Annotated in this window: 23 protein-coding genes and 1 pseudogene; 16 read left to right on the top strand and 8 right to left on the bottom strand. The window is 41.2% G+C overall.

Annotation, left to right across the window (positions count from 1 at the left end):
- Nucleotides 1-28: 28 nt before the first annotated feature.
- From N4J56_RS25190 to N4J56_RS25180, 3 genes are all read right to left on the bottom strand, one after another.
- The gene (locus N4J56_RS25190) at nt 29-484 is read right to left on the bottom strand and encodes a nitrate reductase associated protein (protein ID WP_317108933.1); all 456 of its coding nucleotides are present in this window, start codon (nt 482-484) and stop codon (nt 29-31) included.
- Nucleotides 485-646: 162 nt separating this feature from the next.
- Nucleotides 647-790 (bottom strand): hypothetical protein, encoded by a 144-nt coding sequence (locus N4J56_RS25185; RefSeq protein ID WP_317108932.1) that lies wholly within the window; start codon nt 788-790, stop codon nt 647-649.
- A gap of 208 nt (nt 791-998) precedes the next feature.
- Entirely contained in the window at nt 999-1,130 is a 132-nt protein-coding gene (locus N4J56_RS25180) for a hypothetical protein (protein ID WP_317108931.1), read from the bottom strand.
- Between the two features lie 237 nt (nt 1,131-1,367).
- Here N4J56_RS25180 and N4J56_RS25175 point away from each other — a divergent pair, with 237 nt between their 5' ends.
- Together N4J56_RS25175 and N4J56_RS25170 are read left to right on the top strand one after the other, a co-directional pair.
- Nucleotides 1,368-2,144, top strand: a complete 777-nt coding sequence (locus tag N4J56_RS25175) for a class I SAM-dependent methyltransferase (protein ID WP_317108930.1) — start codon at nt 1,368-1,370, stop codon at nt 2,142-2,144.
- 68 nt (nt 2,145-2,212) lie between these two features.
- A complete protein-coding gene (locus N4J56_RS25170) occupies nt 2,213-2,551 on the top strand; it encodes a cupin domain-containing protein (protein WP_317108929.1) in 339 nt (112 codons plus the stop codon).
- A 142-nt stretch (nt 2,552-2,693) separates the two neighbouring features.
- Here N4J56_RS25170 and N4J56_RS25165 read toward each other — a convergent pair whose 3' ends face one another.
- Nucleotides 2,694-3,872: a serine/threonine-protein kinase gene (locus N4J56_RS25165; protein ID WP_317108928.1), complete on the bottom strand. Its 1,179-nt coding sequence runs from the start codon at nt 3,870-3,872 to the stop codon at nt 2,694-2,696.
- Between the two features lie 560 nt (nt 3,873-4,432).
- Here N4J56_RS25165 and N4J56_RS25160 point away from each other — a divergent pair.
- From N4J56_RS25160 to N4J56_RS25150, 3 genes are all read left to right on the top strand, one after another.
- A complete protein-coding gene (locus N4J56_RS25160; RefSeq protein WP_317108927.1) occupies nt 4,433-5,029 on the top strand; it encodes a hypothetical protein in 597 nt (198 codons plus the stop codon).
- A gap of 227 nt (nt 5,030-5,256) precedes the next feature.
- Nucleotides 5,257-5,442, top strand: a complete 186-nt coding sequence (locus tag N4J56_RS25155) for a hypothetical protein (RefSeq protein WP_192160845.1) — start codon at nt 5,257-5,259, stop codon at nt 5,440-5,442.
- A gap of 107 nt (nt 5,443-5,549) precedes the next feature.
- The gene (locus tag N4J56_RS25150; protein WP_317108926.1) at nt 5,550-5,885 is read left to right on the top strand and encodes an antibiotic biosynthesis monooxygenase; all 336 of its coding nucleotides are present in this window, start codon (nt 5,550-5,552) and stop codon (nt 5,883-5,885) included.
- Nucleotides 5,886-5,960: 75 nt separating this feature from the next.
- Here N4J56_RS25150 and N4J56_RS25145 read toward each other — a convergent pair whose 3' ends face one another.
- Entirely contained in the window at nt 5,961-6,758 is a 798-nt protein-coding gene (locus N4J56_RS25145; RefSeq protein WP_317108925.1) for a class I SAM-dependent methyltransferase, read from the bottom strand.
- 310 nt (nt 6,759-7,068) lie between these two features.
- Here N4J56_RS25145 and N4J56_RS25140 point away from each other — a divergent pair, with 310 nt between their 5' ends.
- The 3 genes from N4J56_RS25140 to N4J56_RS25130 all read left to right on the top strand — a co-directional run bounded on the left by N4J56_RS25140 (nt 7,069) and on the right by N4J56_RS25130 (nt 9,179).
- Nucleotides 7,069-7,488, top strand: a complete 420-nt coding sequence (locus N4J56_RS25140; protein ID WP_317108924.1) for a hypothetical protein — start codon at nt 7,069-7,071, stop codon at nt 7,486-7,488.
- Nucleotides 7,489-7,553: 65 nt separating this feature from the next.
- Nucleotides 7,554-8,834: an aspartate aminotransferase family protein gene (locus tag N4J56_RS25135; RefSeq protein WP_317108923.1), complete on the top strand. Its 1,281-nt coding sequence runs from the start codon at nt 7,554-7,556 to the stop codon at nt 8,832-8,834.
- A 210-nt stretch (nt 8,835-9,044) separates the two neighbouring features.
- Nucleotides 9,045-9,179, top strand: coding sequence for a hypothetical protein (locus N4J56_RS25130; RefSeq protein ID WP_015156360.1), 135 nt, complete (start codon nt 9,045-9,047; stop codon nt 9,177-9,179).
- A 60-nt stretch (nt 9,180-9,239) separates the two neighbouring features.
- Here N4J56_RS25130 and N4J56_RS25125 read toward each other — a convergent pair whose 3' ends face one another.
- On the bottom strand, nt 9,240-10,415 hold the full coding sequence (locus N4J56_RS25125; protein ID WP_317108922.1) for a HetZ-related protein 2: 1,176 nt from the start codon (nt 10,413-10,415) through the stop codon (nt 9,240-9,242).
- Between the two features lie 78 nt (nt 10,416-10,493).
- Here N4J56_RS25125 and N4J56_RS25120 point away from each other — a divergent pair, with 78 nt between their 5' ends.
- The 8 genes and pseudogenes from N4J56_RS25120 (at nt 10,494) to N4J56_RS25085 (ending at nt 16,828) form a co-directional block, all read left to right on the top strand.
- Nucleotides 10,494-10,868, top strand: coding sequence for a response regulator (locus tag N4J56_RS25120; RefSeq protein WP_317108921.1), 375 nt, complete (start codon nt 10,494-10,496; stop codon nt 10,866-10,868).
- Nucleotides 10,869-11,082: 214 nt separating this feature from the next.
- On the top strand, nt 11,083-11,478 hold the full coding sequence (locus N4J56_RS25115; RefSeq protein ID WP_317108920.1) for a response regulator: 396 nt from the start codon (nt 11,083-11,085) through the stop codon (nt 11,476-11,478).
- 367 nt (nt 11,479-11,845) lie between these two features.
- On the top strand, nt 11,846-12,121 hold the full coding sequence (locus N4J56_RS25110) for a hypothetical protein (RefSeq protein WP_317108919.1): 276 nt from the start codon (nt 11,846-11,848) through the stop codon (nt 12,119-12,121).
- Between the two features lie 85 nt (nt 12,122-12,206).
- Nucleotides 12,207-12,428, top strand: a complete 222-nt coding sequence (locus N4J56_RS25105) for a hypothetical protein (RefSeq protein ID WP_317108918.1) — start codon at nt 12,207-12,209, stop codon at nt 12,426-12,428.
- Between the two features lie 21 nt (nt 12,429-12,449).
- A pseudogene (locus N4J56_RS25100) lies at nt 12,450-12,977 on the top strand (serine/threonine protein kinase); the annotation flags it as partial.
- Nucleotides 12,951-14,195, top strand: a complete 1,245-nt coding sequence (locus N4J56_RS25095; RefSeq protein WP_317110707.1) for an ATP-binding protein — start codon at nt 12,951-12,953, stop codon at nt 14,193-14,195. The pseudogene N4J56_RS25100 and the gene N4J56_RS25095, both read left to right, overlap by 27 nt.
- Nucleotides 14,179-15,711, top strand: a complete 1,533-nt coding sequence (locus tag N4J56_RS25090) for a hypothetical protein (protein ID WP_317108917.1) — start codon at nt 14,179-14,181, stop codon at nt 15,709-15,711. Before N4J56_RS25095 ends, N4J56_RS25090 begins: the two co-directional genes overlap by 17 nt.
- Entirely contained in the window at nt 15,692-16,828 is a 1,137-nt protein-coding gene (locus N4J56_RS25085; protein WP_317108916.1) for a GAF domain-containing protein, read from the top strand. The genes N4J56_RS25090 and N4J56_RS25085 overlap by 20 nt, the downstream gene beginning before the upstream one ends.
- Before the next feature lie 232 nt (nt 16,829-17,060).
- On the opposite strand, the gene N4J56_RS25080 is transcribed toward N4J56_RS25085, so the two are convergent.
- A complete protein-coding gene (locus N4J56_RS25080; protein WP_317108915.1) occupies nt 17,061-17,966 on the bottom strand; it encodes a hypothetical protein in 906 nt (301 codons plus the stop codon).
- A gap of 123 nt (nt 17,967-18,089) precedes the next feature.
- A complete protein-coding gene (locus N4J56_RS25075; RefSeq protein ID WP_317108914.1) occupies nt 18,090-19,028 on the bottom strand; it encodes a hypothetical protein in 939 nt (312 codons plus the stop codon).
- Nucleotide 19,029 lies beyond the last annotated feature (1 nt).

Raw genomic sequence — 19,029 nt, 5'->3', positions numbered from 1 at the left:
TTTTCGGTTATTGAGTAGAGAGCTGACTCTAATCGATCAGGTGAAATTCTTTGAGTGCGGGTAGAAAATTTCGGTTTTCGTGGCTCGAACGGCTGAGTTTAATTAACACAAATCTTTCTATGGGTGGTAAATTTGCCCATTGCTCTGAACTAAGCGTCACGCCAAATTCGCCAGCTTTCTCCCAAATGCTAGCAGGAACAGTTGCTGCATTCATCCAATCGGGGTTGTCTTCTACTGGTAGTTCGCTAGCTGATTTACCAGTATATTGAAAAACTAAGTCTTGCAACCACTGACGATATGCTTGAATTTCTGCTGGCGTAGTACAGGGGCGATCGATCAGTGCTTGTCTATCTTCCTGACTGAATTGGTTCCATTCAGGTAACTTCAGTTTAATTCCACAAGTATCCAACTTGTAACGTACCTGCATGGGAATACAGCGCAGGGAGTCTACAAAGTCAGCTTCAAATTGAAAAAATCGTGTCATATCATGATTCGCGATGCGAGAAAGGCATTAGACATAAAGCATCGCCCATACTTCCAGCGTAAAACATCAGCAACCCATCTCCGACAACCTGCAATCGCGAAAGCAAAATTCGGGATTAGGTTGCTAACCACTACCGCGTTGGTCACTGGTCACTGATAACTGTTAATGTTGTGTCTTTTCTTGTAGTACAGAAAGCATTTGTTTTCTGACTGCATTCGCCCAAAGCTCGAAGTTAAAATCTTTGCTATCGGCAATCGCGTTATTTGTCACGGGTTGAGTTTTTTGATGTTGTGCTTTTTTATCCATTGTGCCTCTGAGTCACAGATTGAGAAATTTTGTGGTTAGTAATATCTATACAAAATTAGTCATAAATAATAAACAGTTATGATGTGGAAAATGCATCAAACTGATTAGCTTTTAGAATATACAGGAAAGTACTACCTATACTCAAGCATGAATTTGTACTTAACTTGAGCAAAAAGAATTGACAGTTTGACTAAATTGCCTGAAAAGCTCAAGTATAGGCGATAAAGCGACCGCAGATAACGATCCCCGTCCATGCGAGTAAGGAGATAATGGCGATCGCTTTTACAAAAATTAATTGATAGCAAATTCTTCCGCCGAAGCCTGCGGGAGTATGCTTCAACTATGGGGACGCGAAGACGCATTACCTATAGTTGAAGCATTTCGGCAAGTAGTTGAAAAAGTTAATTGTTGAATGGTAGTTGGTAAGTCGCAAGTCCCTACTCCCTACTCCCTACTCCCTACTCCCTACTCCCTACTCCCTACTCCCTGATAGCTGACAACTGAGCTAGCTCATAGATAACTCAAAGCTATTTTGTCACAGTAAAGGTAGCCAAGAATTAACTTAGAGGTCAAATGTATGACCCACGCTACCCTTAACTACGAAACTGCCCCAGGACATGAAGTTTTAGCAGCAGCAGGCAAAAAATATCTCCGTCCAGGCGGACGTTTGGCGACAGAGCAACTATTTCAATGGGCGAATTTTCAACCTGGGGAAACGGTTTTAGAATTAGCAGCGAGTTTTGGTTTAAGCGCGATCGCAATTGCTCAGCGCTATGGCGTGCGGGTTGTGGGAATTGAGAAAAATCCCGATTCTGTGGTTCGCGCCCGTGCTAATGTTGCCGCAGCAGGTTTGAGCGATCGAGTTGAAATTATTGAAGGCGATATCTTTCATCTCGATCGCTTGACAGAAAAGTTTGATTATGTATTGGCAGAAGCGATCCTGACTATGCAATCTCCGCCAGGAAAAGCGAAAATCTTAGCAGGAATTCGCGATCGACTCAAGCCTGGCGGTAAGTTTTTATCTCACGAACTTTTAGCACAAAATCGAGAAGCAGAGATTCACCGCGCTTTAGCACAAGCGATCCGAGTCAATTCTACGCCTTTATCAGAGTCTAATTGGATTGCAGCTTGTGAAGCGGCTGGATTAACAGTACAGCAACATCAAACCGGAAAAATGGGATTGCTCAAACCGCAGCAAATGCTTGCAGACGAAGGTATTTTCACTACAGTACGCATTTTGTGGAATATACTGACGCGATCGCAAATTCGGCAGCGAGTTTTAACAATGCGCCAAGTTTTCCAAAAGTATCGGCAAGACTTAGGTTACATCATTTTGTCTGCTGTTCGCTCTTAAGCTCACACCTATCAACAATAGCTTTGAGCATTTTGACTTTTAACTTTTAACTTTTAACCGAGGAATCCATGAGTACCACCCTATTACCCTTACGATCTTCATCCACGCAGTTACGGACAAATATTGAATATCCTCAAGCTGGGGTATTGAGTAAAGTACTGATTAAAGATAGTTGCTGTCAATACACTCTGTTTTGTCTCGCGGCTGACACTGAAATTTCCGAACATACATCTACTCGCAACGCTACCGTCAACGTGTTGGAGGGCAAGGGAATTCTCACCCTAGAAGGACAAGACATTGTTCTAGAACCAGGAGTATTCATCTTCATGCCTGCAAATGCTCCCCACGCTTTAAAAGCCGAGGAAAACTTAGCTTTTTTACTAACCTTGTCAGAGAAAGATGAGTAGCGCAGCATGGCAAAAACAAATCACCACTAAGTCACAGCTTTTTAACTTTTAACTTTTGTACGGGCGGGTTTTGGCAAACGATCTTCGTTCATGATGAAGGATTCTCGCTAAACCCGCCCCTACGAACTTTTGACTTCTTGTACTAGTTACTTTTCAAGGGAATTGATACAGGATACTTTTCTGGTTTAAAGGCTGGTGTGGGGGAGTGGGAGGCGAAATAGATTCCTACGAGTAAAGTCGCTAAAGCGATCGCGCCAATTCCCAAATCGAGTAAGGAAGTCGATCTTTTGGCTGAAATCGCAGCTGTAGCTTTGCCAGTTGTATTTGGTATTTGTAATTGCGGGCGATCGCCCCAGCTATAAGAAACAGTCTCTTCTTCGCCCAATAAAGAGTGCGAATCCTGCGCTACTGTCGGTATTTGAACCTGAGTCCCATGTAATTCGTGAAAACCATGATGCAGTACGGGTTGATACCGATTTGCTAGAGGTTCTAGGGCTGCTAAGACTTCCGTTGCAGATTGGTAGCGATCTTTAAAGCCATAGCGCACCATGTTATCTATAATTTGCGCTAGTTCGGGGCTGATTTTACGATAGTGTCGCCACAGAATTTCACAGGTATCTGGATCTGTATCTAGCTGAGTCGGATGGATGCCTGTTAAAGCTTGAATTGCCACCATCCCCAAAGCGTAGATATCGCTGTTAGGACGCGGCTTGCCTCGTTCTTGTTCTGTAGGCATGTAGCCAGGAGTGCCGATTGTAATCGTTGCTGGTAAGCCAATGGAAAATGTATTGATCTTCTGCCCTTGCAGCGTTACAACTTGCGTCCATGCTTGTTTGACCGAGCCAAAATCAATTAGCACCAGACGGCGATCGTGCTTGCGCCTGAGTAAGTTATTCGGCTTGATATCGCGATGAATTAAGCCGTGCGAGTGAATAAACTCCAAGATTTGTAGTACTTCTTGCAACATGTAAAACACTTGGCTTTCACTCCAAGGCTTACCTGGTTGTAGTTCTGCACTTAAGGTATGCCCTTGTACGAATTCTTGAATGAGATAAAATTCTTGGTTTTCCTCAAAGTGGTCTAGCAGCCGAGGAATTTGATTGTGACATCCTAGTTTTTCTAAAGCTTGGGCTTCGCCTGTAAACAACCATCTCAACGTTTGTAGGGCATTGGGAGAGCTATTGGCGGGTTTAAGATGCTTGACTACGCAGGTAGGACGATTGGAAATATGGGTGTCTTGAGCGAGGTAGGTCTGACAAAAACCCCCTGCACTCAGAACTTGCATGACTTGGTAACGTCCCTCTAGTAACTTGCCTAACATTGTAGTTGACCGAAAGTTTTTGACCCAAATTTCTCGATCCAAATTTTTATGGACGGCAGCCCACTATTGGTTGCTCAATCGATCGCATTCGTACAATTTGTAAAGTTAACTCGATCTATTTCTAATAATCTGTTATCCAGTTATAGTTGTCTGTATATGCTGCACGGTTTCATTTAGCTTGGTTGGCGGACTGTAACGAGACTCATTCAAGTTTTACACTATCTTCATAGATTATAGAGCAGGGTTGCAGGCAATAAGAGCGATTGAAATCGCAATTCCTGCGTTATGCTCTGTTTGCTGCAATTTCTTGCAGGAATTTGAACATTTCCTTAACTGAGCATCGATTGCTCTGTTGCTAGGCAGAATAAGGCTTATGACTTTGCCATGAGATCTCATAGAACGACTGTAGCTAGAAAATGAAAGTAATTTATAAGAATAGCTTATGTAACTTTGTGTTACCTTGACCTACCTATTGATATAGTTGCTGTTTTGAAGGGGAAGAATACAACTAGATTCATGAAATCGCATGTCAATTGAACAATTAGTAGGATAAATTTCAAATGCCGCATTCAGCAAATTTGATTGGAGGTGTTTCTATTGGGGAGATGAAACTGCCTCAACCTTTAGCGAATTTGTCAGGAGATTATAACCAACTAAAACTCAATGTTTTTTTGCTAGCTAACTATAAATTTTACCCACAGCAAATTGTTTCTTTAGAAAAAACGTGGGGTGGAGTTAGAATTAGACACACCGTTGCTGAATATCCTGCCAATATTGTTTTTTTGACTCAAAGTACTCAGAGCTTTTTTGATTGCATTAAACAAGCTGGTTTTTTACCAGCAGCGCGTGTTGAGGAATTTCCTCGTCGAAACGGTAGTCCTATTTACTGGCAAGTTGTCGTTTCAGCGCTTGTGTTATGGAATATTTTTTTATTAGTTTGTGCTAATTATTCCTATCTAAATTTATCAGTTTCTACTTTAAGTTTACCCTTTTTGTTTGTCTTGTCCGTCTCTATTTCAGTACAGCGATCGCGCTTCGTACAAAGTTTCTTTCTCAAACCAAATCGCCATATAGAAGAAGTTGCCCCCGTGTTTAGATTTCTCGCCTTAGTATCTAGCCTATTTGCAGTTTTATTCGTTGCTCAAGGTTTAATTTAGTAGAACTGCCTGATTTAGATTTTAGGTTCGATCGCTATGGCAAAATAGCAGAGGGGAGAGTGCGGCAATCGGGCATCTAACACAGCTCGTAACGTTTGCTGCATTCCTAGCCCCCAAGCTGCGATCGCTACAGTTTCACAACAAAATCTATAGTTTTAATCAATTGTGAGAGCAAAAGACTATAAAATCATTTTTAACGATTAAATCTACAGTTATCAAAATTCAAAATGGATGTGAATCCACAAGAAGTCAAACAAGTTGCCTCCCAAATTCTAGCCGGGATGCTTGCCAATCCTCATATTTACCCTAAAGTCAGCGATGAAGGTGGTCAGGGACAGCAAGAACAAGAACTGATCGTTGTATCAGTTGAAATGGCAAAAAAGTTATTAGAAAAGATAGAACAGACAAATTAATCAGTCGTAAGTCGTAAGTCGTAAGTCGTAAGGCAGAAACCACTGACTGATGACAAATGACTCATGACAAATAACAAATGAGAAATAAATTATTGAGGTGATAAACGATGGATTTTCAAGATTTTCTCAAACGGCAATATACTCAAGTTACAGTTGGAGAATTCAAACCGGGCAAGTTTGAAGAAGCAAGAAGAATTTACGAACAGGCAGTTTCAACTTATAGACATGGGTTTAAAGGTGCATATCTCCTGCAAGAACCAGGTACAGATCGAGGCGTTTCTGTGATTTTCTGGGAAAGTGTAGATGAGATGGAAGCTAACGAGCATGAAGAAAACTACAGGAGCATACTAAAAAAGATGTCTCCTTTATTCGATCGCGCTCCTACAACTACTCTTTATGAAGTGGTTTGTCAAATTCAGCCCAAAGCGACGGAAGAGAGCTAAGAGAGAAATTCAAAATCTACACTCCACACCCCACACCCTACACCCTTTCTTTACTAATAACTGTCAACAAGATCGCTATCTTTTCTTTCCTAAAGCAATCATCGTTGAACCGTTGGGGAAGTTTTTGAATAGATACCAATCTAACATGCCAAAACCAACGCAAGCTTGAGGTATGCGCTTAAACAGCCTACCTTTAGGGGCAAGGGTTTCAAATAAATGGGCGCGATGGTAGATTTTATAAATATCTATCCCGACATCAGAGCATAGAGATTTCAGGTGGCGATCGCAAAGTCGGCGTAGATGCCCTGGTTCATCGGTTTTAAATCTGCCATAACCATCAAATGATGGCTGTAAGCCTCCCGTCAAGCGATTTTGCCACCATTCAAAAGAAAATTTATTGGCGCAAGGCGTGGATAATATTGTCATCCCTTGCGGTTTGAGTAATCGACCGATTTCTCTGATAGATTGAGCAACATCACCCACATGTTCTAGAACTTCTATGGAGATGATGAGATCGAAAGAATTGTCAGGTAAATTAACTGTTTCATCACTCATGGGAGTATATTGAGCTGATGAATATATATTCTTAGCAATTGTTAATGCTTCGTCTGATATATCACAGCCTTGGAGAGCAGATGTAGGAAAGAAATCTTTTAACAAATTGAGATATCGTCCTTCGCCACAACCATAATCTAAAATCGATGCTGGATTGAAACCGCTCGATTTTATTTGCTTCAATATGTCTTTCATTGCATAAAATCTACAGGACTCAAATAATCCTGAAAAATCCTGCATATAACCTGCTTGAAACCGAGAATTATAAAACTGTTTTTGGTTTTGGAGCGCCTCGTAGGAATAGGACTGTTCGTTCATGTTTTGCTAAAGATAAGGGGATTGGAGAGCTGAGGGAGCTGGGAGAGCAAGTCACAAGTCACAATTAATTCCGAATGCTGAATTCCAAATTCCCTTGCCCCTCGCCTTAAGTTTATATACGATCGCCAGAAATGGCGCTACTACGGTTCACAAATTATTCACATTTTTCTTTTAACTTCAGATTTAAAGTCAGACAACTTAGCCGGGGATCGATCGCCGATCGCTGGTCAACGGTAAACTGTCAACGCACTGTCAACCACTCTGTGTTGTCTTGTCTGCCGATGGGTGAGTGAAGTGGAAGGCAGCCATTATGTGTATATCTAATAGTACCTGTAAGCCACATGTTGAATTAGCCGTAGATGTGTTTAAAACTCAGACACCCACGCTAATTAGCTCGCTGAAAGACTTTTTTACCGCTTTACCTAGCCCTAAATGTGTCGAGGAGATCTTGGCTATGGCACTTTATCAGCTTGCCGATACCGATCCCGATGCTTGTCGTTGGCTTTTACGTCATCCTCAATATCTCGAACCCGAATTAGATTTGGTAGAGTGGGCAACCCAGTTTGCCCTGAAGAAACTCCAAGCGCAAGGGTTTGTACGGGAGCAAGATTTTCAGTTCGAGCCGAATGGTAAGTTAAATGCTTGCGATCGCGCTAAAGTAAAGCTGAGTGCGGGTAACTCTACTGCTGAAAAGTTAATTTTAGAAGAGATTTTGCAAGTAGGTAATTGAATATTTTATAGAGACTTACATATAACGTCCCTAGAATTCTACCACCCACAGTTAAGGAATCATCCATGAGCTTAGACACTGTTTCTCAGCCTACATCAGTCGTAGAATCCAATCTGCAACAAACTGGTGAATATGACTTCGATCGCTTCAAAGAGTCAGTCATGGACACATATGCCCGTTTCCCCATTGCCTTAGAACGGGGTGCGGGTTGTCGGGTCTGGGAGACCACAGGGAAAGAATATCTCGATTTTGTCGCCGGAATTGCAACATGTACCCTGGGACACGCACACCCAGCGATGGTGGAAACAGTGACGCGCCAAATTCAGACGCTACACCACGTGTCCAATCTGTTTTACGTCCCGGTGCAAGGGCAACTAGCCCAATGGCTAGTGAATCATTCGTGTGCCGAGAAAGTCTTTTTCTGCAATTCCGGTGCGGAAGCCAACGAAGCTGCGATTAAACTCGCCCGCAAATACGCCCATACCGTGCAAAACATCGAGCATCCAGTCATACTCACGGCTCACGCCAGTTTCCACGGACGGACGCTAGCGACGATTACCGCTACCGGACAACCGAAATATCAAAAAAACTTTGCCCCCTTAGTCCCAGGGTTTTACTACGTCCCTTACAACGATATTAAGGCAATCGAAGCGGCAATTTCTGAACTGGATGAAGGCGATCGGGCAGTGAGTGCAATTTTGCTCGAACCGCTGCAAGGAGAAGGTGGGGTGCGCCCAGGAGATGTGGCTTACTTCCAGGCAGTTCGCCGAATTTGCGACGAAACCGGGATTTTACTGATTCTCGACGAAGTACAAGCGGGAATGGGACGTTCGGGGAAATTATGGGGCTATGAGAATTTAGGCATCGAACCAGATATCTTCACCTCTGCCAAGGGTTTAGGCGGCGGAATTCCGATTGGGGCGATGATGTGCAAGCAGCATTGCGATGTCTTTGCAGCGGGAGACCACGCTAGTACGTTTGGCGGCAACCCATTTGCCTGTGCGGTCGCCTTGACGGTGTGCGAAACACTCACCAAAGAGAATTTATTAGAAAACGTTATAGCACGCGGCGAACAGCTCAGAACGGGCTTGCGAGCGATCGCCTCTAAGTATCCCAATCTCATCACTGACGTGCGCGGTTGGGGTTTAATTAATGGGATGGAGTTAGCTGCCGATAGCGAAATTACCGCAGCGGATCTAGTTAAAGCGGCGATCGCTGAAGGTTTGTTACTCGTTCCGGCAGGACCAAAAGTGCTTCGCTTCGTGCCACCCTTGATTGTGACAGCCGCAGAAGTGGACGCAGCCTTACAAATTGTCGAACGAGCGATCGCTACTGTAAACGTATAGCAGCGGTTGCCAGACAGCAGAAAAAAAGCAAAATTTTTGCTTGACTACAACACAAAAGGGTGGTCTACTGTTTCGAGAGAGTAGGCGAAAAGAAGGCTAAGAAAGGAAAACAATTCGCACTTAGATGAATTTTGGATTTCTCCTGAAGCCCCTGAAGCCCCTCTGCTCCCTGCTCGTGCGCTCCCTGCTCCCTCTCAGGAGACGATGACCATGACTGCCTTCATTCCTTTTGATAACACGGTTGAATTCCTCACTGCTATCTATTTTGGTTCTGTGTTTGCGATTATGGCTGTTTCTCAGTTTTGTTTAGCAGCGATTGAAACTGTTGAGGAATCGAGTAAGTAAAAAATTATTGCCTCAAAAACTTATTGCCTCGAAAATCTTGCTATCTAAAAAATTAGTATTTTAGTTCATCCCACTTCGCACGACTTGGGCTACTAAGCAAAGTTTATTCCATTCGCTAGTAATTTGATTTAACTTGCGGTTGAGAGTGTAGGCGATCGCATCAAAATTTTTGCCAGATTTTCTTAACTCTACTACTTGGCGCTGCCTCGGGGTTAGTTGCTCCCAAAATTCCTGCCATTGCTTAGGTGTCAAACCGAAACTGTGTTCTTCTAAACTCGTTCCCAGCCAATGACTCACTAGTTCTGGATGATGTTTTAATCCAAATACTTTCACGGCATGGTAGACAATTTTTTCCCGCAGTCGATAGACTTCTTTGACTGATAAATTTAACTGTTGGGCGATCGCTTCTTGAGACCTACCTTGCAAGTATAGTTCTAACCATTGCGCGGCAGTTTCTCCCAAATTGTTAGTTAAATAGTTGCTAAATTCCGATTGCACGAGATGTCTTGCTGCGTACTGTTCGGCTTGGGTTTGGCTGTCTTGATACACGCTGATCGATCGCACGTCGATCGCGCTCCAAGTGCGATCGCTATCATCAGAAAGGAATTCGTCAGACAGTAGTTTGAGAATTCTGCGTTCTGGAACTTGCGTGACTCCTCCCATCTGCGTCCGGCGAAGAAAATTGACAAAGCGATGCACGATTAAAGGTCGATTGTGAATCGGGCGCAAACAATATTCTTCTACAGTAGTTAATAGCAAGGCAGTTCGCAGTCTCATATCGTCAGTACACGCCGCAATCCAAGCTGTTTGTTGTTGCAAATAGCGATCGCGCTGCAATAAATCTTGGATAATTTCTTGCAAAACATCAACGACTGCCCGACGGCGATCGCTACCCAAAGCAACGAGGGCGTGAATTTTATTTCGCAGTAGTACTAAACTGCACAAACGTATTGTCAAGCGGTGATATGCCTGCTGAGGCGAAACCCCTAAATATCGCTGTTTGAGGATGCGAAAGCGGTATTCCATAGCTTGCTGTGCTATGGATAACTGAAGAGAATTGCACGTTTGATAGCGTTCTGTATCTTCGCCAATCAGCCAACGGACTATGCTTTCTCGGGCAGTATCGCTTTGCGCCGAACATTCTTGAGTGAGACGCAAACGCCATTCTTGGGAAATTTCCGTTGCTGTAGCTAGATGGCGATCGCGCTCCGCCACGTTTACTTGTATAGTTTGCATATCACCCTGCCGTGTGTTGAACTATCTTCTTAAATAGCGAGCGATTGGGAAATTTATGCAGGGATTGGAGTAGTTCACATGTCAACAAAACGTATTTTAGTCATTGATGATGAAGAATTAATTCAAGAAGTCATCCAAGGTAGCTTAGAGGATGTGGGTGGTTGGGAAGTTTTGCTTGCCGGATCTGGTTATGAAGGATTGTTAATTGCCGCATCTCAACCCCTAGATGCAATTTTGCTCGATGTCTCGATGCCAGAAATGGATGGAGTTGAAACCTTACAAAAACTGCGATCGCAGCCGGATACTCAAGCTATTCCGGTAATTTTTTTGACTGCTAAGGTACAGCCTGCGGATAAGGCTCATTTTTCCCAATTAGGCGTTACAGGCATGATTGCTAAGCCTTTCGATCCGATGACGCTGACAGCAGAAATAGCGGAAATGATGGACTGGTAACTGTAGAGTGTAATTTTGTAAACTTCAAAACTTCTTCAAATCTCCTTTCTATAGTGAAGCCATTCAGCTGTCAGCAGAGTGAGAATTGAAGCGCTTTATCTTGGCTGCAATTCTTGAATCAACTTTTAATAAATTCAAAACATTTACAGCCTTTTGCTGTAAATGCCTTATAACTAGACGGCTTAATCGAATGAAAACGCAAGCAGTTCAGATAATGAAACGAACCAGCAGCAAACGAATTTTGGCGATCGATGATGAGCCGATTATCCTTGAAATCGTGCAAGGCTGCTTGGAAGATTTAGCAGGATGGGACGTTCTCATCGCTAAGTCAGGAGAGGAGGGACTCAGAAAAGCCATTGAGGAAAAACCAGACGCGATCGTGTTGGACATGATGATGCCAGAAATGGATGGATTGGGATTTCTCCGCCGACTGAGAAGCGATAGTAAAACCCAATCTATTCCAGTCATTCTGTTAACAGTCAAAGAAGAGTTTACAGATCGACACTGGAGATCTCTCTTAAACTTAGCAGCTGTATTAACTAAGCCTTTCGATCCATACCAACTCATAGAGCAAATTAGTACTGCTATAGATCGGAATGAAGAGAATTAGCAAGATCGCTTTCTGAGTTAAGCATTAAGACTCAGTGATGAGAAATAGCTTCTATATCAGCCAAGTTTACCAGCACCAGATTTTGGATATCCACCAACCCCCTTATTAAGGGGGCTTACAATTTTTCCTATTTTCAGCAAGTGGAAATTCTTCATTTCCAACTTGTTGGAAATTCCCGTTTTCAGCAAGCTGGAATTCTCCCTTTTTAAGGGAGGGGGGATCGAGATCTAAAAATACAATTGCGTAACTCCCAAGATTTTTTCTGTGTGATTCAGGAATTTCAGCGCGCAGATTGGCAGGGCGTACAGATGTACGCTCCTACCATATATGTAACGGAATTTAACTAAATATTGCCTTGCGTAAACATTTGAACGATCTTCAAATATTCTTCAAATCTTCTTCATACGCTGAAACCATCAACCCCCAAGAATCACACTTACAAATAGCAGTGGAAACCAATATGAAGTTAAGTACGCCTAGCTGCCTTTGCTGTTCGCACAAACTTTTGCGCCACGTTCGCAAGCAGCAAATAGTTTGGTTTTGTTGTCAGTGTCGGCAAGAAATGCCTGCGGCAACTTATATGACAACTCATACTATCTCTTATAAAAATATGTCACTTGCCTTAAGTGTTGGCGCAAGTTAACGCTATAAGCGCGATCGCCACAAATCATCAATGCCCAAGAAATCAATGCAAATAAGAGGCAAGTTTAAGGTAATTGGAAATAACAATGATGAATACTTTACCAGGTTATTTACTCAATGAGTGCATCTATGAAGGTACAAATACTATCATCTATCGTACCTTAAAACAGTCAGATTTTTCTACAGTTATTATTAAAACGAATAAAGCAGAGTACCCTTCTCTGGATGAAGTGACTCGCTTACGCCATGAGTACAAAATTCTTAAAACTCTGTCAAAAGTCAAAGGAATTGTCAAAGCTTATAGCTGAGAGAATTATCACAATAGTTTTGCGCTGATTTTAGAAGACTTTCATGGTTTTTCTTTTAAACAGATTGTAGATGTTGAAAACAACTCTATGCTACTGATGTCGTTTTTAACCTTTGCAATTCAATTAGCCGACACGCTACATGAAGTGCATCAAAACCAGATCGTTCATAAAGATATCAACCCGCAAAATGTTCTCCTCGATCCAGAAACTTGCTCCGTCAAATTAATTGACTTTAGTATTGCCTCTCAATTGTTGAGAGAAACTCCTACTCCTGGCAATCCCGAACAAATAGAAGGCACTCTCGCCTATATGTCGCCAGAAGCAACAGGCAGAATGAATCGTGCAGTAGACTATCGCACAGATTTTTACTCCTTGGGAGTTACTTTCTATGAAATGCTAGCGGGACAGTTACCTTTTACCAGTACCGATCCCTTAGAATTGGTACACTACCATATTGCAAAGAATCCGGTTCCATTACACAAACTTTTCACAGATATTCCCGAGCCAGTTTCAGACATTGTGATGAAGTTAATGGCAAAAAATGCCGAAGACAGATATCAAAGTGCTTTGGGATTAAAAGTAGATTTAGAAACGTGCTTGAATCAACTCTATGCAGGCGATCGCATTACTAACTTTAGACTGGGAAAACTAGATAGATCGGGACAATTTTCAATCCCTCAAAAATTATACGGGCGGGCGAATGAAGTTCAACTTCTCTTAGAAGCTTTTGATCGCGTCAGTACTGGTACTACTGAAATGATGCTTGTCTCTGGTTATTCAGGTATTGGTAAAACTAGTGTTATTAACGAAATTCACAAACCAATTGTCCGGCAAAAAGGAGCTTTTATTACTGGTAAATTTGACCAGTTTAAGAAAGATATTCCTTATGCTGCTTTACTTCAAGCTTTTCAAGAAGCAATCCGACAATTATTAACAGAAAATGCCGAGCGAGTTGCAATTTGGAGAGCAAAACTCTTAACAGCACTAGCACAAAACGGTCAGATTGTTATTGATACTATTCCTGAATTAGAATATATTATTGGCGCTCAGCCGGACGTACCTCAGTTAGGTGCGGCTGAATCCCAAAATCGTTTTCATCGAGTTTTTCAACAGTTCATTAACGTATTTGCTCAACCGGAACATCCCCTAGTTTTATTCTTAGATGATTTGCAGTGGGCAGATGCAGCTTCGCTTAAAATAATTGAAAACCTGATGTGCGATCCAGATAGCAAATATTTGTTATTGATCGGCGCATATCGAGATAACGAAGTTAGTCCTATTCATCCAGCGCTCTCTACAATCGAGAGAGTTAAGTCTTGTCTAGTTGTTGTTAGTCATATTGTTCTCGCAGCATTAGAACTCGTGCATGTCAGAGAATTAATTCAAGATACCTTGGGAGCTAATGTGATTCCGGCAAAGCAGGAAATGCCTGCTAACCTGGCTGCGAAAGTACTTGCAGAAAGAATGCAAACTCTAGCATATTTAGTTTACAATAAAACTCAAGGAAATCCCTTTTTTATCACTCAATTACTCCAAACTCTTTATCGCGATCGCTTGTTGGATTTTGATTTTGTTTTAGGTCAATGGATGTGGGATGTTGAGAAAATTCAAACATTAGGAATTACCGAGTATAGTGTCGTCGAATTGATTGCCAGAAATATTCAAAAACTTGCTATAGAGACTCAACACGTTCTCAAGCTAGCAGCGTGCATGGGGCATCAATTTAGTTTAGATAATCTAGCCATTGTCAATGAAAAATCTTTTTAGTTTAGATAATCTAGCCATTGTCAATGAAAAATCTTTAAGCAACACTGCCGATGCGCTGTGGGAGGCACTACAATCTAGCTTAATTTTACCTTTGTCTCAAACTTATAAAATTCCTCTATTTACAGAGGAATTAGAAATAAAACTTTTGCAAGTCGAGGATGTTAAAATCAGCTATAAATTTTTGCACGATCGGGTGCAGCAAGCTGCTTATTCTCTCATCCCTGAAGAGAAAAAGCAAGAGACTCATTTACAAATAGGACGTTTGTTACTACAAAAAACATCTTTATTAGCTATTGAGGATAATATTTTTGATATTGTCAATCAGCTCAACATTGGTATTGACTTAATCGCGATAGCCGCAGAGCGAGAGCAATTAGCATCGCTGAATTTAATTGCCGGACGACGAGCAAAAGCAGCCACAGCTTATGAAGCGGCTTTGAGATATTTGGATCTAGGAATATCTTTACTTCCAGAAAATAGTTGGCATACAGATTACGAACTAACACTTTCTCTGTACGCTGAAGCGGTAGAAGTTGCATATCTCAACACTGAATACGCGCACCTGAAAACACTGTCAGATCTGGTTTTAAAACAAGCCAAAAGACCTTTAGATAAGGTTAAAGTATACGAAACAAAGATTCAGTTTCATATCGCTCAAAACCAAATGTTAGAAGCGATCGCAACTGCTCTAGAAATTTTGAAAATGTTGGGCGTATCCCTTCCCGAACAACCAAATAGGTTTGGCATTTTAGTCAATTCAATCTCTACTAAACTTAATATAGGAGCTAAACAGATTGAAGATTTAGCTCAGCTCCCAAGGATGACCGATCCTGAGAAAATTGCAGCAATGCGGATTCTAATCGCTGTCCTAGTTCCAGCTTTTCTCACGACTCCCAATTTATTTCCAATTATTACATTTAAGATGGTCAATCTGAGCTTGCGTTACGGCAATTCGCCCCAGGCTGCTTATGGTTACGCTCTTTACGGTTGGCTGTTGTGTGGAGCATTGGGAGATATCAATTCTGGTTATCAATTCGGACAACTAGCGCTCGAGTTACTCAACAAATTTAATGCTCAAGATTTGAGTTGCAAAGTCATCAATATCTATAACGCATTTGTTTGCCATTGGAAAGAGCATGGAAAAACAACAATTCCTGCTTTTGTAGAAGCTCTACAAATGAGTTTAGAGATTGGCAACATCGAATATGCAGGTTACAGTAGCCTTAATTTTTGCCACTACACATTTTTGATAGGAGAACATCTAGAAAGTGTTATTTCCTCTCAAAAGCCCTATATAGAACTGATGCACAAACTCAAACAAGAGTATGTTTTGCATTCGATTAATACAGTACGACAAACTGTTTTAAATCTTTTGAGTGAGTCTGCCGATCCTCGACGCTTAGTCGGTAGAGCTTTTAATGAAGCAGAAATGCTACCTATTTTTCAGGCTGCAAATATCAGAACTTCCCTCTTTATGAGTTATTTTTATAAAACTATTGCTCTTATATTTATTTAAAGAGCATGATGCTGCTCTAGAAAGTGCGGAACTAGCAGAGAGATATACTGATAGTATTCTCGGTTTTATGACTCTTGCCAACCATAACTTTTACTATTCTCTATCACTTTTATCTCAATACACCCGCTTTAGTAATAAAGTCAAGAAAGGTAAGGCAATCGCGCAAAAGCAAGTACTGAAGATTGTAGAATCAAATCAAAAAAAAATGAAAGAATGGGCGACTCACGCGCCGAAAAATTATCAACATAAATACGATTTAGTAGAAGCGGAAAAAGCCCGTTATCTAGATAACTTTGTCAAGGCAGAAGAGTATTACGATCGCGCCATTAAGGGTGCTAAAGCAACAGGATATATTCAAGATTTAGCACTAGCAAACGAGCTGGCAGCGGAATTTTATTTTAGTCGGAATCGAACTAGTACGGCAGAAATTTATTTAATTCAGTCATACTACGGTTATGTGCGTTGGGGAGCTAAGAGTAAAAGCGAAGATTTAGCGGCGAGATATCCCGAATTTTTTGCTCAGCTCTTGCGGCGGGAACAAATCGATTTGCAGCTCGGTATAACAAGTAATTCTAAAACTAATGCTAGCTCATCTATTCTCGACACGATCGCAACTGCTAAAGCTTTAGAAATAATTGCTGGTGAAGTTGTGTTTGACAGGCTAATTTCACAATTCCTGTATCTGGCGATCGAAAATACTGGAGCTACTGGCGGGTTGCTCTTTTTATCAAACAATAATAAGTTGGATTTAGCTGCAACTAAAAGCATTGATACTGAAGCACAATTGTTTTTTTCAGAGCAGAATGTAGAGCAACCACACTTTCCTATCTCACTAATTAACTATGTCACGAGAACGACAGAAAAAGTTGTCGTCAATGATGCGGCGATTGAGGGATTATTTACTCACGATTCTTACATCGTCGCTACTCAGGCAAAATCTATTTGTTGCTTGCCTTTAACTCACAAAGAACAATTCATTGGTATACTGTATCTAGAAAATAGTCTGGCTGCAAGAGCTTTTAGCGATCGTCATTTAATCGTCTTAAAACTCCTCACAGCTCAAGCTGCTATGTGTTTAGCGCGAAACATCTGGACTGTAACTTCAGCAAGTAGATAGTCAATTGTCTATTGTGGGATAGGTATTTTACCTATCCCACAATAGACAATTGAATATTAAGTTTTTTAAATCTCCATCTTCAGATCTTCTTCAAATCTTTTTTGTAAGCTTTAATAGTTATCTCTAATACCTAACCTGCATTTTATAATGCGAGCCTCCAGTTCAGGAGGCTTTTTTTTTAGGTAAGCTTCAAATAGCGTCGTCAACTAGATGAAGGGAAATTGGATTTTTTCTAAGGAATAAACTTCTTTAATATCTCATAAGTATCTTCAATTATTCCCAGAGCTGCATTTAAACCTACATTAGTGGCTTCTACGCCCTCAGTCATGGTATCTTTAGCAGTCTCAGCTGTATCACCACTTTTATCAACAAAGCCACTCAGTTTATCCATCATTTTTTCTAGATCTTTTGCCGTATCCATCAGCCGATCGAAGACTTCTTCTTGAGTTTCTTTATATTTAGAGATTGCATCTTCAGTTGTATCTGATGTCGATTCTTGCAAATCTTTGGTTTTCTCAGTTAGTTGCTCTATTACATCTTCAACCTGAGTTGCAAATTCGCTGACTAATTCGGCAATTGCTGGAGCAGATTCATCTTTAATGTGCGATTCAAACTCTGAAGCTCGTTCTTCTAAATCAGATTGGTGACTCTCTAGGCGATCGGATACATCATTTTGGAGAAAGTCTTCCTGCTCTGAAAACTGTTCCTCTAACTCTGTGGCAACTTCCTCTAGTTTTCCTTGAAGCGATTTAAAAACTTCTTCTACTGCCTCTAAAGTCGATTCTAGCTCGGATTTAGTCGAGTCTAAGTCTTCACCAAACGAACTAATTTCTGTTTTGGTAGCTTCGTTTTCTTCGTTAGTTTCGTTCTGCCAAATTTCTACATTTTCCTTGAGCTGAGTGACTTCTTGACTGAGCAATTCAGCTTCTTCGCTCAAATCTTCCTTAGCGCTATTAATTCGTTCTAATAAAGATTGAGCGCGATCGCTTAATGTCTGCCAGTGACTATCCATTTGTTCGGAAACCTGGGCAATTTGTTCTCGCAAGCCTGTTAATTCTGACTGCGTTTGCTCGGCTTCACCTAATAATTCTGTCAGTTTAGTTACTGTTTCTGTTGCAGTTGTTTCAAAATCAGCCACGATTTACCTCGATTATAGTTCTTATGACAAGAATTCTATTTTGATAAGTTACTTCTATGTGAGTCCGCGTAGGCGGACTTTGTTTGTGTAGTTGCGATTTCTAATCGCTCAGGTTTTTTCTCATCAGCCAAAATCTATTCCAAGGCTTTCGGCTACATCTTTCACGGCTTCAACTCCATCTTTAAGCGGATCGATAAATTCATCAAGCTGGTCGAATAATGGCTCTAATGCTTTACGAGCAATAGAAGCATCTTCGCTAGAACCCGAAATTTTTTGACTCATCTCTTCTACGGAATCCGTCACGTTTTTAACGGCTTCTGTAATTAAATCTTTCAGTTCTGCTTGAATTTTTTCTTGAGCTTGATTTAATAGATCGTCCGTTTCGCCTTTGACGGTTTGCGTACTTAATTTATTTAAATTAGTAGTAAATTCTTGATGTAAGTCAAGAAAAGTATCTGCCATAGCTTGAATCTTTTCGCCAACTTCTCCTTGCGACTTCTCCATATCTTCAGTAAATTGCTCGATCTGTTCGCCAAGAGCAGATTTTAATTCTTCTAGCTTTTCTTGGAAAGCTTCTACTTCTTTACTGGTTGCTTCTATAGCAGAAGTTAATTTGTTTTGACCAGATTGAATTTTTGCTTGAGCTTGTGTTAGCGTGTTTTGAGTTTTTTCAACCGTACTTTCAGTTGTAGAACTACTTTCATCCAAATGTTCTTTGAGTTCTGAAATTTTGCCTTGAGTCGTTTCAATTTCGCTACTGAGTTGTCCTTGAGCCTCAGAGATAAATTCTGTTAAAGATTCAACTCCACTTTCAAGTTCGGCAATTTCGCTTTCAAGTTGAGATTGATGCTCTGTAGCTTCCTCTTTTAATTCGGTTAGTGCAGTTTGAATTTGTTCGAGAATTTCCGCAATCTGCTCTTGCTTTTCTTCAATATTGCTAACTAGGCGATCGGCTTCTGCTTGGACTTCCGATGATAGTTGTACTAAACCATCTAGTTTTTCAGGAAATACACTCGCCATTTGAGATAAAGATGTCAGGGTTTGTCCTAATTGTTCGTTCATA

Source organism: Chroococcidiopsis sp. SAG 2025 (assembly GCF_032860985.1).
Lineage (GTDB): Bacteria > Cyanobacteriota > Cyanobacteriia > Cyanobacteriales > Chroococcidiopsidaceae > Chroococcidiopsis.
Note: the sequence above shows the minus strand (reverse complement) of the source record. Positions and strands in the feature narration are given on the sequence as shown.